Source organism: Ruegeria intermedia, assembly GCF_900129345.1.
GTDB classification, from domain to species: Bacteria; Pseudomonadota; Alphaproteobacteria; order Rhodobacterales; family Rhodobacteraceae; genus Ruegeria; species Ruegeria intermedia.
The window spans coordinates 1-21,042 of record NZ_FQVK01000026.1 but is presented as its reverse complement, the minus strand read 5'-3'; the positions used below and the strand labels follow the sequence as shown (position 1 = coordinate 21,042).

25 protein-coding genes, 1 tRNA gene and 3 pseudogenes are annotated in these 21,042 nt (G+C 62.5%); 11 read left to right on the top strand and 18 right to left on the bottom strand.

The window, feature by feature from the left end:
- Positions 1-1,221: an aminopeptidase P family protein gene (locus F3H26_RS16085; RefSeq protein WP_149777022.1), complete on the top strand. Its 1,221-nt coding sequence runs from the start codon at positions 1-3 to the stop codon at positions 1,219-1,221.
- 98 nt (positions 1,222-1,319) lie between these two features.
- Here the strand turns inward: F3H26_RS16085 and F3H26_RS16080 are convergent, their stop codons facing one another.
- Both F3H26_RS16080 and F3H26_RS16075 read right to left on the bottom strand, forming a co-directional pair.
- On the bottom strand, positions 1,320-2,168 hold the full coding sequence (locus F3H26_RS16080; RefSeq protein WP_149777021.1) for a fumarylacetoacetate hydrolase family protein: 849 nt from the start codon (positions 2,166-2,168) through the stop codon (positions 1,320-1,322).
- A gap of 350 nt (positions 2,169-2,518) precedes the next feature.
- A tRNA-Thr gene (locus F3H26_RS16075) sits at positions 2,519-2,594 on the bottom strand.
- Positions 2,595-2,769: 175 nt separating this feature from the next.
- Here F3H26_RS16075 and F3H26_RS16070 point away from each other — a divergent pair.
- Positions 2,770-3,102, top strand: a pseudogene (locus F3H26_RS16070) (transposase); the annotation flags it as partial.
- A 76-nt stretch (positions 3,103-3,178) separates the two neighbouring features.
- Positions 3,179-3,849 (top strand): annotated as a pseudogene (locus F3H26_RS20105) (IS3 family transposase).
- 67 nt (positions 3,850-3,916) lie between these two features.
- On the opposite strand, the gene F3H26_RS19510 reads toward F3H26_RS20105, so the two are convergent.
- Both F3H26_RS19510 and F3H26_RS19725 read right to left on the bottom strand, forming a co-directional pair.
- Positions 3,917-4,084, bottom strand: a complete 168-nt coding sequence (locus F3H26_RS19510; protein ID WP_188127797.1) for a hypothetical protein — start codon at positions 4,082-4,084, stop codon at positions 3,917-3,919.
- 44 nt (positions 4,085-4,128) lie between these two features.
- Positions 4,129-4,257: pseudogene (locus tag F3H26_RS19725) on the bottom strand (hypothetical protein); the annotation flags it as partial.
- A 347-nt stretch (positions 4,258-4,604) separates the two neighbouring features.
- Here F3H26_RS19725 and F3H26_RS16055 point away from each other — a divergent pair.
- Positions 4,605-5,276 carry a hypothetical protein gene (locus F3H26_RS16055; RefSeq protein WP_223162536.1) on the top strand — a complete coding sequence of 224 codons (672 nt, stop codon included), beginning with the start codon at positions 4,605-4,607 and terminating at the stop codon, positions 5,274-5,276.
- A 38-nt stretch (positions 5,277-5,314) separates the two neighbouring features.
- Here F3H26_RS16055 and F3H26_RS16050 read toward each other — a convergent pair whose 3' ends face one another.
- Positions 5,315-5,581, bottom strand: coding sequence for a DUF2312 domain-containing protein (locus tag F3H26_RS16050; RefSeq protein ID WP_149777019.1), 267 nt, complete (start codon positions 5,579-5,581; stop codon positions 5,315-5,317).
- A gap of 161 nt (positions 5,582-5,742) precedes the next feature.
- Between F3H26_RS16050 and F3H26_RS16045 the strand changes: the two genes are divergently transcribed.
- Entirely contained in the window at positions 5,743-5,961 is a 219-nt protein-coding gene (locus tag F3H26_RS16045) for a hypothetical protein (protein ID WP_149777018.1), read from the top strand.
- An 8-nt stretch (positions 5,962-5,969) separates the two neighbouring features.
- On the opposite strand, the gene F3H26_RS16040 is transcribed toward F3H26_RS16045, so the two are convergent.
- Entirely contained in the window at positions 5,970-6,185 is a 216-nt protein-coding gene (locus F3H26_RS16040; protein WP_149777017.1) for a hypothetical protein, read from the bottom strand.
- A 236-nt stretch (positions 6,186-6,421) separates the two neighbouring features.
- On the opposite strand from F3H26_RS16040, the gene F3H26_RS16035 reads away from it, so the two are divergent.
- Entirely contained in the window at positions 6,422-6,850 is a 429-nt protein-coding gene (locus tag F3H26_RS16035) for a TIGR01244 family sulfur transferase (protein ID WP_149777016.1), read from the top strand.
- A 16-nt stretch (positions 6,851-6,866) separates the two neighbouring features.
- On the opposite strand, the gene F3H26_RS16030 is transcribed toward F3H26_RS16035, so the two are convergent.
- From F3H26_RS16030 to F3H26_RS16010, 5 genes are all read right to left on the bottom strand, one after another.
- Positions 6,867-7,916 carry a flagellar motor switch protein FliM gene (locus F3H26_RS16030; protein ID WP_223162535.1) on the bottom strand — a complete coding sequence of 350 codons (1,050 nt, stop codon included), beginning with the start codon at positions 7,914-7,916 and terminating at the stop codon, positions 6,867-6,869.
- Between the two features lie 137 nt (positions 7,917-8,053).
- Positions 8,054-10,732: an ATP-binding protein gene (locus tag F3H26_RS16025; RefSeq protein ID WP_149777014.1), complete on the bottom strand. Its 2,679-nt coding sequence runs from the start codon at positions 10,730-10,732 to the stop codon at positions 8,054-8,056.
- Positions 10,720-11,040 (bottom strand): hypothetical protein, encoded by a 321-nt coding sequence (locus F3H26_RS16020; protein WP_149777013.1) that lies wholly within the window; start codon positions 11,038-11,040, stop codon positions 10,720-10,722. Before F3H26_RS16020 ends, F3H26_RS16025 begins: the two co-directional genes overlap by 13 nt.
- Positions 11,037-11,417: a response regulator transcription factor gene (locus F3H26_RS16015; protein ID WP_149777012.1), complete on the bottom strand. Its 381-nt coding sequence runs from the start codon at positions 11,415-11,417 to the stop codon at positions 11,037-11,039. Before F3H26_RS16015 ends, F3H26_RS16020 begins: the two co-directional genes overlap by 4 nt.
- Before the next feature lie 79 nt (positions 11,418-11,496).
- Entirely contained in the window at positions 11,497-12,780 is a 1,284-nt protein-coding gene (locus F3H26_RS16010) for a helix-turn-helix domain-containing protein (protein ID WP_449421234.1), read from the bottom strand.
- A 211-nt stretch (positions 12,781-12,991) separates the two neighbouring features.
- Here F3H26_RS16010 and F3H26_RS16005 point away from each other — a divergent pair, with 211 nt between their 5' ends.
- The 4 genes from F3H26_RS16005 (at position 12,992) to aat (ending at position 16,205) form a co-directional block, all read left to right on the top strand.
- The gene (locus F3H26_RS16005; protein ID WP_149777010.1) at positions 12,992-13,528 is read left to right on the top strand and encodes a LuxR C-terminal-related transcriptional regulator; all 537 of its coding nucleotides are present in this window, start codon (positions 12,992-12,994) and stop codon (positions 13,526-13,528) included.
- Between the two features lie 139 nt (positions 13,529-13,667).
- Positions 13,668-14,162: an acetyl-CoA carboxylase biotin carboxyl carrier protein gene (accB, locus tag F3H26_RS16000; protein WP_149777009.1), complete on the top strand. Its 495-nt coding sequence runs from the start codon at positions 13,668-13,670 to the stop codon at positions 14,160-14,162.
- A 9-nt stretch (positions 14,163-14,171) separates the two neighbouring features.
- Complete coding sequence (gene accC / locus F3H26_RS15995; protein ID WP_149777008.1) at positions 14,172-15,521, top strand: acetyl-CoA carboxylase biotin carboxylase subunit; 1,350 nt, start codon at positions 14,172-14,174, stop codon at positions 15,519-15,521.
- A 51-nt stretch (positions 15,522-15,572) separates the two neighbouring features.
- The gene (aat, locus tag F3H26_RS15990; RefSeq protein ID WP_149777007.1) at positions 15,573-16,205 is read left to right on the top strand and encodes a leucyl/phenylalanyl-tRNA--protein transferase; all 633 of its coding nucleotides are present in this window, start codon (positions 15,573-15,575) and stop codon (positions 16,203-16,205) included.
- Here the strand turns inward: aat and F3H26_RS15985 are convergent.
- The 6 genes from F3H26_RS15985 to F3H26_RS15960 form a co-directional block, all read right to left on the bottom strand.
- A complete protein-coding gene (locus F3H26_RS15985; RefSeq protein WP_149777006.1) occupies positions 16,169-16,528 on the bottom strand; it encodes a DUF2155 domain-containing protein in 360 nt (119 codons plus the stop codon). The two genes, aat and F3H26_RS15985, sit on opposite strands and share 37 nt — an antisense overlap.
- Positions 16,525-16,977: an outer membrane lipid asymmetry maintenance protein MlaD gene (gene mlaD, locus F3H26_RS15980; protein ID WP_149777005.1), complete on the bottom strand. Its 453-nt coding sequence runs from the start codon at positions 16,975-16,977 to the stop codon at positions 16,525-16,527. Before mlaD ends, F3H26_RS15985 begins: the two co-directional genes overlap by 4 nt.
- Before the next feature lie 11 nt (positions 16,978-16,988).
- Positions 16,989-17,372 carry an NADH:ubiquinone oxidoreductase subunit NDUFA12 gene (locus F3H26_RS15975; protein ID WP_149777004.1) on the bottom strand — a complete coding sequence of 128 codons (384 nt, stop codon included), beginning with the start codon at positions 17,370-17,372 and terminating at the stop codon, positions 16,989-16,991.
- A gap of 79 nt (positions 17,373-17,451) precedes the next feature.
- The gene (locus F3H26_RS15970; protein WP_149777003.1) at positions 17,452-17,814 is read right to left on the bottom strand and encodes a RidA family protein; all 363 of its coding nucleotides are present in this window, start codon (positions 17,812-17,814) and stop codon (positions 17,452-17,454) included.
- A gap of 64 nt (positions 17,815-17,878) precedes the next feature.
- A complete protein-coding gene (gene clpX / locus F3H26_RS15965; RefSeq protein WP_149777002.1) occupies positions 17,879-19,147 on the bottom strand; it encodes an ATP-dependent Clp protease ATP-binding subunit ClpX in 1,269 nt (422 codons plus the stop codon).
- Between the two features lie 134 nt (positions 19,148-19,281).
- On the bottom strand, positions 19,282-19,914 hold the full coding sequence (locus F3H26_RS15960) for an ATP-dependent Clp protease proteolytic subunit (protein WP_149777001.1): 633 nt from the start codon (positions 19,912-19,914) through the stop codon (positions 19,282-19,284).
- A gap of 326 nt (positions 19,915-20,240) precedes the next feature.
- Between F3H26_RS15960 and F3H26_RS15955 the strand changes: the two genes are divergently transcribed.
- The gene (locus F3H26_RS15955) at positions 20,241-20,576 is read left to right on the top strand and encodes an ArsR/SmtB family transcription factor (protein WP_149777000.1); all 336 of its coding nucleotides are present in this window, start codon (positions 20,241-20,243) and stop codon (positions 20,574-20,576) included.
- 146 nt (positions 20,577-20,722) lie between these two features.
- Here the strand turns inward: F3H26_RS15955 and F3H26_RS15950 are convergent, their stop codons facing one another.
- Complete coding sequence (locus tag F3H26_RS15950) at positions 20,723-20,920, bottom strand: hypothetical protein (RefSeq protein ID WP_223162534.1); 198 nt, start codon at positions 20,918-20,920, stop codon at positions 20,723-20,725.
- Between the last annotated feature and the right edge of the window lie 122 nt (positions 20,921-21,042).

The window sequence follows — 21,042 nt, the reverse complement described above, 5'->3', positions numbered from 1 at the left end:
ATGACAGACCTTTCAAATCGCCCCGAATTCTTCACCTGCCACAACGGAGACAAGGCGCCCCTGCCCTTCAGCCGGGCCGAGTACGACCGCCGGTTGGCCAAACTGCGCGCCATCATGGCGCAACGGGACATCCCGGTCGTTCTGCTGACCTCGATGCAGAACATCGCCTATTACTCGGGCTTTCTGTACTGCGCCTTCGGCCGGCCCTATGGCTGCGTGGTGACGCAGGACAGCTGCACCACCGTGTCGGCCAATATCGACGCGGGCCAGCCCTGGCGCCGGTCGGTCGAGGACAACGTGATCTACACCGACTGGAAGCGCGACAACTACTGGCGCGCCGTGGCCAGCCTGATCGGGACCGCCCGCCGGATCGGCATCGAAAGCGACCACATGACGCTGGCCGCGCGCGACACGGCCCTGGCCATGCTGAACCAGCCCGAGCTTGTGGACATCGCCCCCGACACGATGGCCGCGCGGATGGTCAAATCGGCCGAAGAGATCGAGTTGATCAAGGGCGGCGCACGCACGGCGGATGTGGGCGGCGCGGCCATCCATGCCGCGATCCGTGAAGGTGCCACCGAGATCGAGATCGCCATGGCCGGCCGCGACGCGATGGAGGTCGCGATCGCCCGCGCCTATCCCGACGCCGAGTACCGCGACACCTGGGTCTGGTTTCAGTCGGGCCTGAACACCGACGGCGCACACAACCCGGTCACCAAACGGGCGCTGCAGACGGGCGATATCCTGTCGCTCAACACATTCCCGATGATTTCGGGCTATTACACAGCTCTGGAACGCACCCTGTTCCTGGGCGAGCCCGACGCCGACAGCCTGCGCCTGTGGCAGGCCAATATCGCCGCCCACGAGTTGGGGCTGAGCCTGATCAAACCCGGCGCGACCTGTTCCGGCATCACCGCCGAGATCAACCGGTTCTTCGCCGATCAGGGCCTGCTGCAATACCGCTCGTTCGGGTATGGGCATTCCTTCGGCATCCTCAGCCACTATTACGGCCGCGAGGCAGGTCTTGAACTGCGCGAGGACATCGACACGGTGCTCGAACCGGGCATGGTCGTCTCCATCGAGCCAATGCTGTGGATTCCCGAAGGGCAGCCCGGCGCGGGCGGCTATCGCGAGCACGACATCCTGGTAGTGCGCGAAGACGGGGCCGAGAACATCACCGGCTTTCCTTACGGACCGGAACACAACATCATCACGGCGTGACAGCCAGGATCACCGGCGCGTGAGCGGCGCGCGCCGGCCAAACCACTTTGACTGGGGGCCTTGTTCAGACCGTCCGCGACACGGCTCCAATCCCCGGATCAGTCGTCGCTGCGCACCCTCTGACGCTGATGCCCCAAACCGTCGATCCGCAGGTCCATCACGTCTCCATCCCTCAGGTAGACCGGCCGAGGCTTCATTCCCATCCCGACCCCCGGCGGTGTTCCGGTCGAGATCACGTCGCCCGGATGCAGGGTGAACAGTTGGCTCAGATGCTCGATGATCTCGGCCACCGTAAAGATCATGGTCGCCGTGTTTCCGGTCTGCATGCGCTTGCCGTTGACTTCCAGCGCCATTCCCAGGTTCTGCGGATCGGCGATTTCGTCCCGCGTCACCAGCCAGGGGCCGGTCGGCCCGAACGTGTCACAGGATTTTCCTTTGGTCCACTGTCCGGTCAACTGCATCTGGAAATGGCGCTCGGACACGTCATTGACGATGCAATATCCGGCGACGTGGTCCAGCGCGTTTGCACGGTCGACATATTTGGCCGTCTTGCCGATCACCACACCCAGCTCGATTTCCCAATCGGTTTGAGTCGACCCGCGCGGGATCACCACGTCGTCATAGGGACCGACGATGGCCGAATTTGCCTTGAGGAACAGAATGGGATGTTCGGGAATGGCGGCGCCGGTTTCGGCGGCATGGTCCGAGTAGTTCAGACCGATGCACAGGAATTTTCCGATATTCCCGACGCACGGCCCGATCCGCGGGTTTCCCTCGACCAAAGGCAGGGTCTCGGGGTCCAGACGGCGCAACCGGTCCAGGCTGGCATCATCCAGAGTGCCCCCCGAGATATCCGCAACGAGCGCCGAAAGATCCCTCAATCTGCCTTCGCCGTCCAACAGTGCCGGTTTTTCTGCCCCGGCATCTCCGTAGCGTACAAGTTTCATGTGCCCGACCCTCCACCGTCGTTTTTTCTCCCCTCCGCCAATTGCAGGATGGGATGCGACGAATCCAAAATCACAGCTCGAACATGGAGGTCAACCAATTGCCCGGATTGAATCTTCCGAAGCGGATTGAGCTATCCTCCGGCAAGATCCGAGTAGCGACGCATGCTGGAATTTGCAGCGTGCCGGTCGTCAATGTGACGAGCAAGACCGCGCTCAATTCCCTGAATTTCGAAGAGATCACCGCCGGACTGCAAGCTGACTCGGAGGCAGTGCAGATGTTCCCAAATGGCTTGGCATCAGCGAAGCAGGAAGTTGTTGCCAGAGTGTACACGGGCTCAGAGAATAGTCTCTGGTGCCCCCACACGGACTCGAACCGCGGACCTACTGATTACAAATCAGTTGCTCTACCAGCTGAGCTATAGGGGCGTCGATTGTCGGTTACCTCCTCGCGTTACAGACTGCAAGCCTGAATCTCCAACTCGCTCGTCGGTTTGCCGAGCTACTTCCCAATCATTGGACAGGATTCCGCGTGAGCTAGGGTCAGGATGCATTGATTTTCGACGCGCTGCGTGTTTCACGGCTCGGAAAACAGAGCGGTGACCTGAGCGACCTTTTCTGGCTGACCGACGAGCAGATGGCCAAACTTGCCCCGTTCTTCCCGAAGTCGCACGGCAAGCCAAGGGTCGATGACAGGCGGGTGTTGATTGGGATTATCTTCATCAACCGCAATGGGTTGCGCTGGCGGGACGCTCCTCGGGAATATGGTCCGCACAAGACGCTGTACAGCCGGTGGAAGCGTTGGAGCGAGAAAGGTATCTTCGCGCAGATGGTGGTCGGCCTGACTGCCGAACACGGCGAGGAAAAGACCGTGATGATCGACACAACCTATTTGAAGGCCCACTGTACTGCGACCAGTATGGCCGCGAAAAAGGGGCGCGTGGACGTCTGACCGAAAAACTGAAGGAACTGGGGTTCGATGTCGGACATCCATTGCCCGGCGGGCGCATGCTTTGCATGCTGCCGAGAGGGGTCGCGTTGGCCGTTTGACGCGGCAGAACGGCACTACGGCAAGGAGAAACAAGAACACGGACAGCAACCACAGCTTCAACGTCGCGCCGAACCTTCTGAACCGGGAATTCCATGCGGATGAGCCCAACCAGAAATGGGCGAGGGACGTCAGCCATTTATTGACGCGTGAAGGTTGGCTCTGCCTGGCCATCATCCTTGATCTGCATTCCCGGCGTGTCATTGGCTGGGCCGTTGGCAACCGCATGAAGCGTGATCCACTGCCCGACAGGCGCATGCGCAGCATGCTGCCGAGAGGGGGGGGCGATCCTGGCGTTGAAAATGGCCCTTGCGTTGCAGCGACTGACCACCCACGGGCTGCATCCACCACACGGATCGCGGTAGCCAGTATTGTTCCCACGATTATCAGAAGCTTCTGCGCCAGCATGGCTTCCGGGTATCGATGAGTGGAATTGGGAATTGCTAGGACAACGCCGTGGCCGAGGCCTACTTCAAAACGATCAAGGCCGGGCTCTTGTGGTCGCGGTCCTGGCCCACCTGTCGCGCCGCCGATCTGTCAATCTTCGAATACATCCACGACTTCCATTACCCACGACGCAGGCATTCAGCCCTCGGCTGGAAAAGCCCCTTGGTATTCGAAGGAAAGGCCGCTTAGGTGAGCAATCGAAGCAGCATCAAACCGCGACAGGTCCACGTATTGGCTGGCTCAACCATCTTTCGCCTCACTTGCCGGTCCGCGGCTTGAGCTTTCTGGACAAAAAGTCGTTGGCCACAGCAAACTCCCCGATCTTGGCGTGCAAATCTTTCCCCTGCTCCTCGTCAATCCCGGGCTTCTTCGAGCTACCGCGCTCGAACACGCCGGGCGCGCCTTCGGCAGGGTCTTCTTCCAAGCGTGGACCAGGGTCGGATGAACCCCGAACCGGCTCGCCAGCTTGGCCACCGTCTGCTCAGCCTTCAGCGCCTCAAGCGCCACCTTCGCCTTGAATTCCGGCGAAAGCTGCTTGCGTTTCGAGATCTCCGGTCTCCTTGTCGCCGAAGAACAGAAGACAACAAATCGTAGCATACGTCGGTGCCCGATTTTCCGGGGGTAGCGCATGCATCGGGCAATACGAGCGCCCGGCCTTGAAACGCCATGTGGTTTGACGTCAAACCAAACAGATTGTACCCCGATGGATAAAGACCGGAAACCGCAGGACCGCTTCAGCAATGCATCTAGCCATTCACTCTGGCGCAGATTTCACCGACGGGGGTCTTTTGTTTCATGCCCTGCGAGCGAATTCCGATCTTCTGTCCGATGCAGGCGTCCTGCTCTACGGGCCCAAACGCTGTCGCCGGCTGTTCATGTCGCCGCTGAAAAACCTGGCCAACGGCCAGGTCGAGCCGGAAACCGTCGATCGACTTCGCAGCCTGATGCTCGACGGCAACAAGCACCAAAGAGCAGTTTTGACATCCCCGGGCTTCATCGGAGAAACTCCAACGGCCCTGAGGGACGGACAATTCTATCCCATGGCCGGTCAACGACTGGCGTTTTTCGAGCAGACCTTTGCGCAGGCCGAAATGGAACTGTTCGTCGGTGTGAGGAATCCCGGAAGCTTTATCCCAAAGGCCCTGATGGCCTTGCCGCCCGAGGATCGCGCCGAAACCTTGGCGAACACTGATATCAGTTGCCTGAGTTGGCTGACGATGATCGAAGACATTCGCGACCTCGCGCCGAACGTGGCTATCACTTTGTGGGCCAACGAAGATCTGCCGGTCATTTTCGGGGACATCGTCCGTGCCATCTGTGGCCTGCCTGGCGAAACGCCGATCGAGAACGAATTTGCGCTGCTGTCATCGCTGCTGGACGATGACGGCCGGGACAGGCTGGAGGAACTGATCCGGCCGGGAAACTCGGGTGACCGGCCGGCCCTGCTGGCCGATCTTTCCGGCTTGTTCGAAGATCACGCGCTGCCGCATGAGGTCGAGGAAGAACTGGACATGCCCGGTTGGAGTACCGACATCGTCGAAGCCTTTACGGAACTTTATGCACAGGACCTTGCGCGGCTGAAATCCATGCCGGGCATACGTGTTTTGGGTCTCTGAGCCCCGACTTCCCGCACTGCCCGGCATGGCGCGCCGCTCTACATGCCCAAAGCTTCCTTGTACATTTCCAACACCGCCTCTTCCTCGGCGATATCGTCCTTGTCGCGCTTGCGCAGTGCGATGACCTTGCGCATGACCTTGGTGTCATAGCCGCGGGCCTTGGCCTCGGCCATCACTTCCTTCTGCTGATCCGCGATGTCCTTCTTTTCGGCCTCCAGACGCTCGAACCTTTCGATGAACTGGCGCAGCTCGCCCGCGGTGACGCGATAGTTCGCTGCGGCCTGGTTTTCGGTCATGTCTTCCATTGGCGTCTCTCCCAAGTCGTGATTGGTGTTTCCCGCGTGACGGTCACCCTGCCGGATACATCGGGGCGGCAGCGGTCGCAAGAGATGAGCCGGGCTGTGACTTGTGCCGCCCCGGACGATCCGGTATCCGCGACGGCATGGCATGAAACACGAGGCGAGCCATGTTCGACTTTTTCATCTGGGGCGGCGCAAGCCTGTCCGTCGCGGGGCTTGCGGGCCTGGTCTGGTGCATCCTTCGCGTGATGAAGGCGCGCAGATCCAACCTGCCGGATGACGAACTGCGCGCAACCGTCCAAGGCGTTCTGCCCTGGAACCTGGGCGCGCTGTTTCTATCCGTCATCGGACTGATGCTGGTGATTCTGGGAATTTCCCTGGGCTGAAGGCCCTTTCAGATCGGCAGATTGTCGAATTTCGCCTCAAGGGCGTCCTCGACCAAGGCGGCATCCAACAGGCGCAGCCGAGTCGGAACGGGCACGCCTTCCGCGCGCATGCGGTCGATGACCTTGCTGACCGACGGCTGAAGGGCCAGGCGCGTTTCCAGGTTCGCCTCACGCAGTTGTCTTTCCAGCCTCGCAATCTCGGCAGAGAAGTCATGTGCAGTCATCGGCATCCTCCCGCATGTTGCCAGCATTCCTGATATGGGGAGGGGCTTTGCGAACCGCCACCCAAGCCTCGGCCCTCTGGCAGGTTTTTGCGCATCGCGCGCCCCTCACCACGAAATGATATCATGGATACTACACCATCATGACGCATCGGCCCTTGACGGACATCAAAAACGGCCCGCCCCCAACCGAGCGGCGAAAACTGGACAGAACCGGAAACGCGGCCTAAAGCTTCGGCATGGAAATTCGCCAAATCACGCCCCGCTATTCAGTTTCGCCGCAGATCACGATCGAGGATATCCCCACGATCAAAGCTGCGGGTTTTGCCAAGGTCATCTGCAACAGGCCCAATGCCGAAGTGCCGCCGCACATGCAGTCCGACGTGATCGGACGCGCCATACGCGAGGCCGGGCTGGAGTTCGAGGTGCTGGAACTGACGCACCAGACGATGACGCCGGCCAACGTGTCGCACCAGAAAAGGCTGATCGAAAGCGGCCCCGGTCCGGTTCTGGCCTACTGCGCCTCAGGTACGCGGTGCTCGGTTGTCTGGGCACTTGGGCAGGCGGGCAGCCTGCCGGTGGACGAGATTCTCGAAACCACCCGAAAGGCCGGGTACGAACTTGAACAGCTCCGCCCAACTCTCGAACAGATGCGCCCGACCGCCTGATCGCCGGACGTTGCCGTCAAGAGGACGAACGGGTCACGGGCAAGCCCGACAGTTCCGAGATCTTTTCGGCCAGCTGATCCGTTCCGATCGAATCCAGGTCGTCTTGGCCCAGTTCGGACACTGACATTTCCGAGACCAGAACGTCATGTGCCGCCTCGGAAGCGTCCGCCTCCAAGGGTTCCGATTCTGATTTGTCAGGGTCGACCCTGTTTGCCACATGTTCGACAAATGTCCCGGCATCCTTGGTCGAAACGGACGGGCTCACCGATTTGCCGGTCAGACGCAGTGCGCGCATGCCGCCGCATTGGCCCAATCGACCAGTGGCCACACGCGCCCGATCGATGGACAAGACGTCGATCTGCCCCAGCCTGGCCCCCGTCAGCGGCAGAACATCGCCCGCGCTCAACCCCGAGAGTTCCGCCAAGGGCAACTGCAACCGGGTGATCACGGCGTTCAGTTCCGCCCGCATGATGCCCGCGGCCTCGGCCAGACGCTTCTCGGCGGGGGTGTTGCGTGAATCGCCAGGATCGGAATCGTCCGACAAATCGGGCAGCAACAAGACGGCCACCCCCTGTCGCGCACCGCCGCCCAGTTCGACGGTCAGCTCATATCGCCCGTATGCCTCCTGGACCAAGGCCAGGGAAACCGCCCTCAGATCCGCCGCGCGTGAGACGTATTCATACCCTGACAGCAGCGCGACATCCTGCGGATCCTCAAGCAATTCCGTCGCCCGGGCGAACATGCCGTCGATCAGCGGTGCGACGATTGCGGCGTCGGTGTCGGTGAAAGGCCGCGGCGCGGGCGGATCGGGCAAGACCTCGCCGATCGTCTGTTGCTGGATCACGGCCGACACCAGGCCCGGATCGAGTGCAACCGCGGCAAGGCGCTCCTCGCCGGCGGCGACCAGCAGAAACAACCAGCCTTCATCCAGCCCTTCGGTCAGGTCTTCCGCCTTGCGGCCAGCCTGCTTTGCACCGATCACCGAGACCGCAAGGCGAAACCCTTCGACTGCGGACCGCGCCAGCGCCAAACGCAAGGCCCGCAGAACGGCTCGGGACGCCGTCATCGTACCACGCTGTGTCGCGGACAATTTGCGCGCCAGCGCAGAGCTGACCGGTTTCGACATCACATCGTTCCATCGCTTTGAAACACTTCGCCCTCAGGTCTACACCCCGGACGGTTACCAATGTCTTTAAACCGACGTCATTGCGCCGCCTGCCGATGTGCCAGCGGCAAGCTGACCCGAAAGGCCGCCCCGCCCTGGCCCGGCAGATAGACGATCTCGCCCCCCAGCCGCTGCATGATCTCGCGGCAGATCGCCAGGCCCAGCCCGGCGCCTCCGGCCTTGTCGAACCCCACGCGCGCGAACTTCTCGAACACCATGGACTGCGCATCGGCCGGCACGCCGCTGCCATTGTCGACAAAGTCGATCACGAGCTGCCCGCCCACATCATGGGCGGAAATGGTCAGCGTCGGCTCGGCGGCGTCGCAGTATTTCTGCGCATTCGAGATCAGGTTGATGAATACCTGCCCCAACCGGTCCAGGTCAGTGTGCAGCGCAACGCGTTCGGAAGGCAGAGACCGACGCACTTTCAAGCGCCGTTCGGCCCCGGCCAACGCCGTGGACACCGCACGGTCCAGAACCGTCCGCAGGCTGGCCTCGCCCATGTTCAGATTGACCTGCCCGTTTTCCAGCACGCTGAGATCCAGCAGATCATCCAGCAGGCGGGTCAGGCGCAGCGCCTCGTCATGGATGATGGTGGCGTAGCGGCGGGTTTCATCCGCGCTCAGCCCGTCGGTGTCGCGCATGATCTCGGAAAACGCCCGGATCGAGGTCATGGGCGTGCGCAGTTCGTGGCTGACCTGACCCAGAAAGGCGTCCTTCTGCATTGAAATCTGGGTCAGTTTCTCATTCGCTTCCCGCAGCTTGCGGGCGGTCCGGGTCAGCTCGGCCGACTTCGCCTCGAGCTGGCTGGAATATTCCAGCAGCTGAGCCGATTCGTCGGCCACCGCCAGAAGGTCCTCGACCGACACCGAAGACCCGCCCACGATCTGCCCGATCATCGCATGGGCCGTCGCCGCACCGACCGACCCGCTCAGCTCGCGCTCGAGCCGTTCGAGAAAGCCGGGCGTCGGCTCGGGCAGGCGGCCGCGAACGCCCTGGCGTTCGGCTTCGGCCTGAAAGAACTCCTGCGCGGGGGCTGCACCCAGGATCCGCTGTGTCATGATCATCAGATCTTCGCTCTGCGCCACCGATCCGGTCCAACCGCCGGGCGCAACCGAGTGGTCGAACACGTTGACGAACTGCGCGCCCTGAAGGCGTTCCAGCGGGCTGGGAAAGCTGAGCAGCGAGGCCACGCAAAAGGCCAGCGCGTTCAGCGACAGCGACCACAGAACCGTATGGGTCATCGGGTCCAGACCCTCCAGCCCGAACAGGGCCTGCGGCCGCAGCCAGCCCATGCCGAACGGGCCGTTTTCGATGACGGACGCGGACATGATGCCCCCGCCCATCCCCGGCAGCAGCAGCGTATAGACCCACAGGCCGAACCCCACGCTCAGCCCGACCAACGCGCCGGTTCGGGTGGCCCCGCGCCAGAACAGCCCGCCGACCAGCGCGGGCAGGATCTGCGAGATCCCGGCAAAGGCCACCAATCCGATCGAGGCCAGCGCCGCCCCGCCGCCGGACAGACGATAATAAAAAAAGCCCAACGCCATGATCGCGGCGATCGAAATCCGCCGCGCCATCAGAACCACGTTGCGCACATCGCCGGAAATCGAGCTGCGCCGCTCGCGCGTGTTCAGCCAGATCGGCATGACCACATGGTTCGACACCATCGTCGACAGCGCCATGGCTGTGACGATCACCATCGACGTGGCCGAGGAAAACCCTCCGATGAAGGACAGCATCGCCAGCCAGTCATTGCCTTGTGACAGGGGCACGGTCAGCACAAACAGATCGGGGTTGGACCCGGCCGGCAGCAGATCCAGCCCGACCACGGCGATGGGCACCACGAACAGGCTCATCAACAGCAGGTACAACGGAAAGGCCCAGGCGGCCGTGCGCAGATGCGCCTCGTCGTCGTTTTCGACGACCATCACCTGGAACATGCGCGGCAGGCAGACGAAGGCCGCCGCCGACAGGAAGGTGATCGTCATCCACCGCCCCGCATCCACGTTCCAGCGCCCGATCTCCGAGGCGTCGATCCGCTCCATCATCGGAGTCACTCCGCCGGCGATGCCCCAGACCACGAAGATGCCCACCGCCAGCAACGCGAACAGTTTGACCACCGATTCCAACGCAATGGCCGTGACCACGCCGTGGTGACGTTCGTTCGCATCCAGGTTTCGGGTGCCGAACAGAATGGCGAACACCGCCAGCCCGGCCGCCACCCAGAACACGCTGGCACCTTCGCGGTACAGGCCCGACGGGTCGGCCTCGGCGAAGATCGAGAAGGACAACGTGATCGACTGCAACTGAAGCGCGATATACGGTGTGCCCCCCAGCACGGCCAGGATCGTGACGCAGATCGCCAGCGTGTTCGACTTGCCATAGCGCGACGAGATCAGGTCGGCGATCGAGGTCACCCGCTGACTGCGCCCCACCCGCACCAGCTTGCGCAGGCCCCACCACCAGCTGATCATCACCAGGGTCGGTCCAAGATAGATCGTTACGAATTCCAGACCCGACCGCGCTGCGCTGCCGACGGCGCCATAGAATGTCCAGGCCGTGCAGTAGATCGACAGCGACAGGGTGTAGATCAAGGGCGAGCGCAGCCAGCGGCCGCGTCCGGCCGCGGCCATCCGGTCGGCTGCGAAGGCGACGCCGAACAGCAGCACCACATAGCCCAGGCAGACCAGGATCAGAATGTTCATGGTCGCCATGGGGCAGCCTCAGTACTGGCGTCTTCGCGCGCAACCATGCGCCGCGCCGCCAGACCGAACAGGAAACTGACCCCGATCATCCCGGCCCAGCTGATAAAGATGTACAGCATGGCGGACGACAGGGGCATCCCCAGCCCCGCAACATCGGCGCGCGGCCACAACAACGGGATCACGACCAGCGCAGCGCCCAGAAAGGGCAGCATTCGCGCCGCATCCGCCAACCGGCGGCGGCGATAGCTTTGGCGTTCGAGAAAAACCGACGGGCGCGGCCCCTCTGCAGTCGGTCGCTCGGGGCCTGGCGCACTCATGACCGAGACGCCTGCGCGTACAGGTCTCGTACGGCGGTCAGCACTTCGACATTCGAAAACGGTTTCGTCATGAACCGGCTGACCCCGGCCTTCTCGGCCATCTCGCGGTCGCGCGACTGTCCACGGGCGGTCAGCATCAGAACCGGCAGCGCCTTCATGTCGGCGTGCTCGCGCAATTCGCGCAGCACGTCCATGCCGCTTTTGCCCGGCAGCATCACGTCCAATATGACCAGATCGGGCCGCGCAGCCAGAATCGTCTCGACCGCGTTCCCACCTTCGGCATGGGTTTCCACCACCCACCCTTCGCGGGTCAGCAGAAACCGGATGGCCTCGGTGATGTTCGGCTCATCCTCGATCAAAAGAACCTTGCGGCTCATGTTGGTATTCCCTCCCCAAGACCGGCCGCGACGTCTGGCGGTCGGTCACATGCAGATTAAGCGGTGCGTCACGAAACTGTCAAAAACCTTCACTCAGAATCGACGGCTCGCGCCGGGCGGCGCAGTCCGTCTTGGGGCAGATCCGGCAGCTTGCCCCAAGTTGCACCTCTGCCCCTGACCGGGTCTTGTCGTCGCCCGGCGGCACCACCAGCATCACCGAGCGATAGACCGGCTCGTGCCCGAACTCCGACACGGGCTGCGGCCAGGCGATGGCGAAACACTCGAATTCGGCGGCGCTGCGGCCCAGAAAGGTGACACGGCCGTGAACCGGCACCAAAGGCCGGTTCAACGCCGAGAACACGGGCCACAAAGGGCAGGCATCGCCGTGCCGGGGCAAGGCGAAACCGGGGACATGCTTGAGCAGGATGATACTGCCGGACGAATCGCACACCGCCAATCCCGCCGGTCGGGGCAACACGTCCTCGGGCAGGAAGGCCAGCCGCCGCAGCACCGTGGCCAGATCGACCGAAAACCGCGCGGCAAGTTTCAACGGATCCAGCCCGTCCGCCTGCAAGGCCTCGCGCAGCCGGCCCAAAGGCATGGCCCGCGCGTCCTGCGCATATTGCTTCAGCACCTGCCGGATCAGCGACCTGGCCGCCGCCGACCGCAAGCCGTGCTGCACCAGGTCATCGCCGTATTCACCGCCCTCCAACTCGGGCAGATGAAATCCGCGCTGGTCCAGAAAGGCCTCGACCTCCTCCATGGGCAATCCTTGCCGGTCGTCGGGGCTTTCGCTTTGATCCAGATAGGCGACCAGGGCCTTCGAGCTTTCCGCCAGACGCTCGGCGTCCTGGTGCAGGTTGCGGTGGAACCGGTCGCGCCACTCGGCATCCAGTTCGCCGGGCTCGGCCAGAATCGCCGCGGTCGAGCGGATCGCGGCCGCCGTCGACAGGACCTCGTGCATCGAGCCCGCCAGATGCGGGTCATGCGTCAGACGGTCCGACAGGGTCTCGACCGTACGTTCAAGCGACACCACCCGGCGGTGCATCTGGGCCAGCACGCCGGCCCAGCCCGGAAACCGTCCGGCAAATTCGTCAAGCGAATCGATCTCGGCGCTTTGCCCCACCGCGTCGGCGGCGGCTTCGCGCAGGGCCGCGATCAGCGTGGCTTCGACCCCCTGGGTCAGAACCGACGGTTCGACCGACAGTGCCGCCGCGATGTCGACCAGAAGCTTGCCGCCGATTCTGCGCCGGTTATGTTCGATCAGGTTCAGGTATGAGGCCGAAATCCCCACCTGGCGCGCCAGCTGCGCCTGCTTGAGCCCGGAAATCTGGCGCCTCTCGCGGATGCGGCTTCCGGTCAACGTGTCTCTCAAAACGATCCCCCTCCTCAGCTGATGCCCGCCAAACACACCGCTCCAAGACAGGCTTTGCTGATACCTATTTTGATTTAAAGGGGTTATGCGCGCGTTTTCAAATCTGATTTACAGGATTAACCACTTTCCTGCGGCAGTCGTGCGGCGCATCAGCAACTCTCCCCTTCAATTCAGCCGGAAATGCCGCCACCATACCGGCATGAGCGATCCCGCATTCGAATACGCGCCCATCGGCCTGGTCGAGCTTGAAAACCGGATCATCCGGCGCTGCAACCTGCAATTCGCCCGCACTTTCGGCGGCGAGGAAACCGACTATCGGAACATGCCGCTTTTGCATCTCTACCCGTCCGTCGCCGATTGGGAGAGGATCGGCGCCCGCAGTCTGCAGGTCATGCGTGACACCGGATATTATTCAGACGAACGGGTGATGCGCCGCCGCAACGGCGACCTGTTCTGGTGCCGCGCACGCGGGCGGTCGCTGACGCCCGATGACCCGTTTCGCCATGGAATCTGGAGCTTTTCCGACATTTCCGAAGAACGCCCTCTGGTCGAGCTGACCAAACGCGAACGCGAGGTGGCCATCCTGTCGTGCCGCGGCCTGTCGGCCAAGGAGATCGGTGCCGAGCTTGGGCTCAGCTATCGCACCATCGAGGCCTATCGCGCCCGGCTTCTGGAAAAGTTCGGGGCCCGCAAGCTGCCTGAACTGGTGGCCAAGCTGTCGGGCACGCCGCTCTAGCGGAGACCGTGCCGGCGTTTCAGGGTTGATACCAGACCAGACTGCGCTTTTCATGGCCGTCGCGTTGCCCTATAACGCAGCGTAATTGAGCAAAGCCCGCGCAGACAGACGGGCCATAGGGGAACCTTCGAGGACACTCATGACAGACACCAGACACGAAGCGGATGTGGCGTTCATCAAGGCATTGGCTGAATTGCTGCGCGAAAACGATCTGACTGAACTGCAGGTCAAACGGGAATATGGCGAGGAAGACAGCCTGAACGTGCGCGTCAGCCGTGTCGCACCGGCGCCCGCCGCACCGGTTCAGGTGGCGGTCCCGGCCGCCGCCCCGGCGGCGCCGGCGGCACCGGCCGCCGCCCCGGCCGAGACCGCAGCTCCGGCCGACGATCCGGCCAGCCACCCCGGCGCCGTCACCTCGCCCATGGTCGGCACCGTCTACATGCAGCCCGAACCGGGCGCGGCCCCGTTCGTGACCGTGGGCGCATCGGTTTCCGAAGGCGACACGCTGCTGATCGTCGAGGCGATGAAGACCATGAACCACATCCACGCCCCCAAGTCGGGCACCGTCAAACGCATTCTGGTCGCCGATGGCGACGCGGTGGAGTTCGGCACACCTCTGGTCATCATCGAGTAAGGCGGACCCATGTTCGACAAGATCCTGATTGCCAACCGAGGCGAGATCGCCCTGCGCGTGATCCGCGCCGCGCGCGAGATGGGGATTGCGACGGTCGCGGTGCACTCCACCGCCGACAGCGACGCCATGCATGTGCGCATGGCCGACGAATCCGTCTGCATCGGCCCCGCGCCCAGCCCGCAAAGCTATCTGTCCATTCCCGCCATCATCTCGGCCTGCGAGATCACCGGCGCGCAAGCGATTCACCCCGGCTACGGCTTTCTGTCCGAAAACGCCGATTTCGTGCAGATCGTCGAAGACCACGGCATCACCTTCATCGGCCCCACTGCGGAACATATCCGCATCATGGGCGACAAGATCACCGCCAAGGATACGATGAAGGAACTGGGCGTGCCCTGCGTTCCCGGCTCGGACGGAGGTGTGCCCGATCTGGCCACGGCCAAGCGGATCGGTGAAGAAATCGGCTATCCGGTCATCATCAAGGCCACCGCCGGCGGCGGCGGGCGCGGCATGAAGGTCGCCCAGACCGCCGACGAGATGGAAAGCGCCTTCATGACCGCGCGGGCCGAAGGCAAGGCCGCCTTCGGCAATGACGAGGTCTATATCGAGAAATACCTGACCACGCCCCGCCATATCGAGATCCAGGTCTTTGGCGACGGCAAGGGCAACGCGGTCCATCTGGGCGAGCGCGACTGCTCGCTGCAGCGGCGCCACCAGAAGGTGTTCGAAGAGGCCCCCGGCCCCTGCATCACCCCCGAAGAGCGCGCGCGCATCGGCAAGATCTGCGCCGAGGCGGTTGCCAAGATCAACTATATCGGCGCCGGCACGATCGAATTCCTCTATGAAAACGGCGAGTTCTATTTCATCGAGATGAACACCCGCCTGCAGGTGGAACACCCCGTGACCGAGGCCATCTTTGGCGTCGACCTGGTGCGTGAGCAGATCCGTGTCGCCGCAGGCGAGCCGATGTCCTTCGGTCAGGACGACCTGAAGATCAACGGCCATGCCATCGAGGTGCGGATCAACGCGGAAAAGCTGCCCAACTTCTCGCCCTGCCCGGGCAAGATCACGGCCTATCACGCGCCGGGTGGCTTGGGTGTGCGGATGGATTCAGCCCTGTATGACGGGTATTCGATCCCGCCCTACTACGATTCCCTGATCGGCAAGCTGATCGTGCATGGCCGCGACCGCCCCGAAGCCCTGGCACGCCTGAACCGGGCCCTGGGCGAACTGATCGTGGACGGTGTGGACACCACCATTCCGCTGTTCCGCGCCCTGCTGCAAGAGCCCGACGTCCACAGCGGCGACTACAACATCCACTGGCTGGAGCACTGGCTTGCGGAGAACATGTCCCAGTAATTCAGGCCGCCCGGAGAAATACTCTCCGGGCGCCTTTCGCCTGGGCTCCGCATGAGCCTGACGCCCGACCTTCTGCTGCATGGCTATTCCGTCGGCATCTTCCCGATGGCCGAGCATCGCAACGATCCAGAGCTTTTCTGGGTCGATCCTCGGCTGCGCGGCGTGTTCCCCCTGGACGGGTTCCATATTTCGCGCAGCCTGCGTCGGCGCATCCGAAATTGTGGGTTCTCCGTCACCGTCAACCGCGATTTCCCGGCCGTCGTGGACGGCTGCGCCGACCGGGCCGACACCTGGATCAACGGCCAGCTCCGAAGCCTGTATGCGCAGCTGCACGACACGGGCCACGCCCATTCGCTGGAACTGTGGGACGGCGACACTCTGGCCGGCGGTGTCTTCGGCGTGACGCAGGGGGCGGCCTTCTTCGGCGAAAGCATGTTCTCACGCCGCCGTGACGCATCAAAAATCGCTTTGGCCTATCTGGTCGACCGCCTGCGCCAGACCGGGTTTCAGTTGTTCGACACGCAATTCCTGACCGCACATCTGGCATCCCTGGGGGCGATCGAGATTCCCCGGCACGAATATCGCAGGTTGTTGGATCAGGCCACCGCCGGCAGCGCGGATTTCACCGCACCGCTGTCACAAACGCCTCAGGGCGTGATACAGCGGATCACCCAGACGTCGTAACGGGAATGGTCCAAAGCGTTCAGCGCGGGCGACGTCGCGATCATCCAGCCATCGAACAGCTGTTCGGCCTCGCCCTTTTCCCAAATGGTCAGAAAGGCAAAGGCGTCGCCGGTCGGGTTCTCAGTCGGGTACCGGCAATCCCCCAGCGCCACGTCCAGCCCGAAGATCGAGGCCGTCTCGCCCGGTTTCATCTGAACGTCGACAGTCTGACCATTGACCTTGTCCAGCCCGCGCAGCAACGCCCCGGCCCCCGAGGTGACCTTCTGCTGTGCCTGGGCCGCGCCTGCCGCCAGCAGCACAAACAAGGCCGCACGCATCATCATTCGGCGCTGTCCCCTGCCACGAACTTGACCAGAAGCGAGATCAGGCTGACCGCGCCCTGGGTGTCCTCGATCTGATCGCCGGGCTCGAAATAGAACGGCGAGCCCCCGGGCATGACTTCGACGAAGTTGCCGCCCAAAAGACCCTCGGACGAGATCACGATCGCGCTGTCATCGGGGATCAGAATACCATCAGCCACCGAGATGGTGGTATCGGCGCGGTAGGTTTCCGGGTTCAGCTTGACGTTCGTGACAGTACCGATCTTGACCCCGGCCAGCCGAACATCGGTGCCCACCCCAACCCCTTCGAGCGATCGGAACGAGGCGCCCAGCTCATAGCCCGAGGTGTTCTGCGACCAGCCCGTCGACTGGCTGGCATAGACGCCAAAGCCGATGGCGCAGGCCAGCACGACGCCGCCGACCAGAACTTCGGTCATGTTGTGGGTCGACATCTATGCCTCGCTTATTCCGGGCGCCATGCCTCGTAATCCCTGCGTTCCACCGGTTCGGGGCGGCGCAGGGATCCGGCCGGCGCATAGGCCATCGGCGTGCCTGTCAGGTTTTCCTGATGCGGTTTCTCCCACGCCTTGTGGCGCAGAGGTTTTTCGGTGGGCGGCTCGTCCCATGTCCGGTGCAGCCAGCCATGCCATTCCGGATCGATTCGGCTGGCTTCGGCCTCACCGTTGAAGATCACCCAGCGCTGGCTGTCATCGGCATTGCGATAGAACACGTTGCCCTGATCGTCCTCGCCCACCTTGATCCCCTTGCGCGCGGTGTAGATCTGGGTGTTCAGGGTTGCTCCGTTCCACCAGGTCACGGCCCGCAAAAGAGTGTTCAGGATTCCCATCGGCTGCCTCCGGCATTTCTGTCCCCGCAGATATGGACCAAACCCACGCAGAGGTCCAGTGCCACAAAGACCGCACCCGTCATGTCGGCAGCAAGGCCGTCACTTCGATCTCGATCCGGTATTTCGGGTCGATCAGGCCACATTCGATCATAGTGGCCGCCGGCGGGTTCGGCCCGAAGGTATCGGCAAGAATGGGCCAGCAGGGCGCGAACTCCGCGCGGTCGGGCAGCATGTAGGTCACGCGGACCACGTCGGCAAACGACGCCCCGGCCTCGGACAGCGCCTTGCCGATGATTTCCAGGGCCGAGCGGCACTGTTGGACCACATCGTCGCCCTGCCCCACGGTACCGGCCACATGCACCCAGCCGCCGGCAACCACCGCCCGGCAATAGCCGACCTTCGCCTCGAACTCGCCTCCCGAAGAAATTCTCCGAATCGTCATTCGTGCCCTCATACGAAAACGGCGCGGACAATGCCGCGCCGCAGGTTTTCCAATTTCACGCCGATCAGCCTGCTGATACCGTTTCCGGCTCGGCGTCGGCATAGATGATCAGCGGCTGCGCCTCCGAGGTCACCGCCTCTTCGTTCACCACCACCTTGGTCACGTTCTTCATGCCGGGCAGTTCGAACATCGTGTCCAGCAGGATGTCTTCCAGAATCGAACGCAAACCGCGCGCGCCCGTCTTGCGCTCGATCGCCTTCTTGGCGATGGCCTTCAGCGCGTCCTCGGTGAAGTCCAGTTCGACGTTTTCCAGCTCGAACAGGCGCTGGTACTGCTTGACCAGCGCGTTCTTGGGCTTGGTCAGGATGGTGACCAGCGCATCCTCGTCCAGATCCTCGAGCGTGGCCAGAACCGGCAGACGGCCGACGAATTCCGGGATCAGGCCGAATTTCAGCAGATCCTCGGGTTCCAGATCCTGGAAGATTTCACCCACGCCGCGCTCGTCATTGTCACGCACATCGGCACCAAAGCCCATGGCCGAGCCCTTGCCGCGCTGCGCGATGATCTTGTCGAGACCGGCAAACGCGCCGCCGCAGATGAACAGGATGTTGGTGGTGTCCACCTGCAGGAATTCCTGCTGCGGATGCTTGCGCCCGCCCTGCGGCGGAACGCTGGCGACCGTGCCTTCCATCAGCTTCAGCAAGGCCTGCTGCACGCCCTCGCCCGACACGTCGCGGGTGATCGAGGGATTTTCGGATTTGCGAGTGATCTTGTCGACCTCGTCGATATAGACGATGCCGCGCTGCGCGCGCTCGACATTGTATTCGCTGGCCTGCAGCAGCTTGAGAATGATGTTCTCGACATCCTCGCCCACGTAACCGGCCTCGGTCAGCGTGGTCGCATCGGCCATGGTAAACGGTACGTCCAGAATCCGCGCCAGCGTCTGCGCCAGCAGCGTCTTGCCGCAGCCCGTGGGGCCGATCAGCAGGATGTTCGACTTGGCCAGCTCGATGTCGTTGCCGGCCTTCTGCGCGTGGTTCAGGCGTTTGTAGTGGTTGTGCACGGCCACCGACAGAACCCGCTTGGCCCGCGCCTGACCGATGACGTAATCGTCCAGAACCTCGCAGATGTCCTTGGGCGTCGGCACGCCGTCAGTGGATTTCAGCCCGCTGGCCTTGGTTTCCTCGCGGATGATGTCCATGCACAGTTCGACGCATTCATCGCAGATGAATACGGTCGGACCAGCAATCAGCTTGCGCACCTCGTGCTGGCTCTTGCCGCAGAAACTGCAGTAAAGCGTGTTCTTGCTGTCACCGCCTGAATTCGTCGCCATGATCTACCTTTCGGGCTCCATCCCCGCGGCCCCGTGCGGACCGCAATTGCCACCTTTGCGTCAGCTTAGGCCAGCGCCAAGGCAGCTACAATCTCAAAATCGCACCCCGCACCCGTGGGTGCGGGGTTTCCGCATCACGCCTCGTCGGGTTCGGCCTTCGTCCGGCTCTCGACGATTTCGTCGATGTGGCCCCATTCCTTGGCCTCTTCCGGGCTCATGAAGTTGTCACGATCCAGCGCCTTTTCAATGGTCTTTTTCGACTGTCCGGTATGCTTGGCGTAGATATCGTACAGGCGATCCTTCAGCTTTTGCGTCTCGGCCGCGTGAATCATGATGTCGCTGGCCTGACCCTGATAGCCGCCGCTGGGCTGGTGCACCATGATGCGGCTGTTGGGCAGTGCAAAGCGCATCCCCTTCTCGCCCCCGGCCAGCAGAACCGACCCCATCGAGGCCGCCTGACCGATCACCAAAGTCGAACATTTCGGCTTGATGTACTGCATTGTGTCATAGATGGCCAATCCGCTGGTCACCACGCCACCGGGCGAGTTGATGTAGATCGAGATTTCCTTGTTCGGATTCTCGGCCTCGAGATGCAGCAGCTGCGCGACGATCAGATGACTCATCCCGTCGTGGATCGGGCCGTTTATGAACACGATCCGCTCCTTCAGAAGGCGCGAGAAGATGTCATAGGCACGCTCTCCGCGGCTGGTCTGCTCGACGACCATCGGGACGAGCGTGTTCATGTAGGTGTCAACTGGATCGAACATTCGGAACCTGCCTGATTTGCTATGGACCGGGACCATACCCGGAAAGACGTTACACGAGTCTTAGTGTCGGCGCCGGGGGGCTGCAAGGGGTCAGCCGCACCGGAGTTCGCGACGCGTACATGACCGCCAATCCATGTTGCCCGTATGCCGTCTTCTGCGATCGGCGCAACAAACTGGACTGCCTCGGCTGCTTGTGCTTGCATCACAAGATTGCGATGCGTTCTTATGGAAATTCCCGATTACTATGTGTAAGGGACCGCCAGGAACACCCATGGAGCCTTGGGCACGCCGCCCTCGTCGAGTTACAGTCAAAAAGGTCAAACAGGATGACGCTTCCCAAGCTTTCTCCGGACATGTCCACCGAAGAGATGGACCGCATGGCCGAAAACGCGGCCCGTGCGGCGGGTTTTCTGAAGGCCATCAGCCACGAAGGGCGGCTGATGATCCTGTGCCATCTGGCCTCGGGCGAGAAATCGGTGACCGAGCTCGAAGAACTGCTGTCCGCGCGACAGGCTGCCGTGTCCCAGCAATTGGCGCGTCTGCGTTTCGAGGGGCTGGTGGTTCCCCGCCGCGAGGGGAAAGCCATTTACTACAGCCTGGCCGACGACCGTCCACGCAAGATGATCGAAACGGTGTACGAGTTGTTTTGCGCAGACCAATGACTGACGCCGAAACCGGCATTCGGCCTGGAACCCCGCCGCGCAAGATGCTTGTCCCGAGAGACTGACCACGGCGTGGACACTTCGATGATCAGGGCGCCTTTGGTTGAGCAACCTTCTCTGACTGTTCCAAATTGATTGTTGGTGCGTTAACGGCCTGTGACCCATCGGGCCGATGCCCTCAACCCGTGCCAGACCTCCTCGGTCGCGCGCGCCATCCAGGGCATCTCGGCGTGCAGGGCCGCGGCAATCTCGTCGGCCTCGTGTTCGGTCACGATACGCGTGACGGGCAGCCCACCACGTAACGGCGTCAACCGCGCGCGGGTCTCCTCGGAAAGGTGATACATGCCGGTCGCCGTTGTCCGTCGTCAGAGTTTTCGGACAGCGCAAGCAGTTTCGTAACGGAGGCTCTGGTTCGGTTTCTGTCTGAGTTTAGGCGGCAGCGGCTTGATGTTGCAACCGGCGTTTT

Excerpts from the sequence above, each read along its gene's own strand:
- F3H26_RS16025 (WP_149777014.1), bottom strand. The coding sequence starts at position 10,732 with ATGGCGACCATGAACATTCTGATCCTGGTCTGCCTGGGCTATGTGGTG.
- F3H26_RS16055 (WP_223162536.1), top strand. The coding sequence starts at position 4,605 with ATGCTCGACGGCAACAAGCACCAAAGAGCAGTTTTGACATCCCCGGGC.
- F3H26_RS15985 (WP_149777006.1), bottom strand. The coding sequence starts at position 16,528 with ATGATGATGCGTGCGGCCTTGTTTGTGCTGCTGGCGGCAGGCGCGGCC.
- F3H26_RS16045 (WP_149777018.1), top strand. The coding sequence starts at position 5,743 with ATGTTCGACTTTTTCATCTGGGGCGGCGCAAGCCTGTCCGTCGCGGGG.
- aat (WP_149777007.1), top strand. The coding sequence starts at position 15,573 with ATGAGCCTGACGCCCGACCTTCTGCTGCATGGCTATTCCGTCGGCATC.
- F3H26_RS16050 (WP_149777019.1), bottom strand. The coding sequence starts at position 5,581 with ATGGAAGACATGACCGAAAACCAGGCCGCAGCGAACTATCGCGTCACC.
- F3H26_RS16020 (WP_149777013.1), bottom strand. The coding sequence starts at position 11,040 with ATGAGTGCGCCAGGCCCCGAGCGACCGACTGCAGAGGGGCCGCGCCCG.
- accB (WP_149777009.1), top strand. The coding sequence starts at position 13,668 with ATGACAGACACCAGACACGAAGCGGATGTGGCGTTCATCAAGGCATTG.
- F3H26_RS15960 (WP_149777001.1), bottom strand. The coding sequence starts at position 19,914 with ATGTTCGATCCAGTTGACACCTACATGAACACGCTCGTCCCGATGGTC.
- F3H26_RS15950 (WP_223162534.1), bottom strand. The coding sequence starts at position 20,920 with ATGTATCACCTTTCCGAGGAGACCCGCGCGCGGTTGACGCCGTTACGT.
- F3H26_RS15970 (WP_149777003.1), bottom strand. The coding sequence starts at position 17,814 with ATGACGATTCGGAGAATTTCTTCGGGAGGCGAGTTCGAGGCGAAGGTC.
- accC (WP_149777008.1), top strand. The coding sequence starts at position 14,172 with ATGTTCGACAAGATCCTGATTGCCAACCGAGGCGAGATCGCCCTGCGC.
- F3H26_RS16040 (WP_149777017.1), bottom strand. The coding sequence starts at position 6,185 with ATGACTGCACATGACTTCTCTGCCGAGATTGCGAGGCTGGAAAGACAA.
- mlaD (WP_149777005.1), bottom strand. The coding sequence starts at position 16,977 with ATGTCGACCCACAACATGACCGAAGTTCTGGTCGGCGGCGTCGTGCTG.
- F3H26_RS16035 (WP_149777016.1), top strand. The coding sequence starts at position 6,422 with ATGGAAATTCGCCAAATCACGCCCCGCTATTCAGTTTCGCCGCAGATC.
- F3H26_RS16080 (WP_149777021.1), bottom strand. The coding sequence starts at position 2,168 with ATGAAACTTGTACGCTACGGAGATGCCGGGGCAGAAAAACCGGCACTG.
- F3H26_RS16015 (WP_149777012.1), bottom strand. The coding sequence starts at position 11,417 with ATGAGCCGCAAGGTTCTTTTGATCGAGGATGAGCCGAACATCACCGAG.
- F3H26_RS15955 (WP_149777000.1), top strand. The coding sequence starts at position 20,241 with ATGACGCTTCCCAAGCTTTCTCCGGACATGTCCACCGAAGAGATGGAC.
- clpX (WP_149777002.1), bottom strand. The coding sequence starts at position 19,147 with ATGGCGACGAATTCAGGCGGTGACAGCAAGAACACGCTTTACTGCAGT.
- F3H26_RS15975 (WP_149777004.1), bottom strand. The coding sequence starts at position 17,372 with ATGGGAATCCTGAACACTCTTTTGCGGGCCGTGACCTGGTGGAACGGA.
- F3H26_RS16085 (WP_149777022.1), top strand. The coding sequence starts at position 1 with ATGACAGACCTTTCAAATCGCCCCGAATTCTTCACCTGCCACAACGGA.
- F3H26_RS16005 (WP_149777010.1), top strand. The coding sequence starts at position 12,992 with ATGAGCGATCCCGCATTCGAATACGCGCCCATCGGCCTGGTCGAGCTT.
- F3H26_RS16030 (WP_223162535.1), bottom strand. The coding sequence starts at position 7,916 with ATGACGGCGTCCCGAGCCGTTCTGCGGGCCTTGCGTTTGGCGCTGGCG.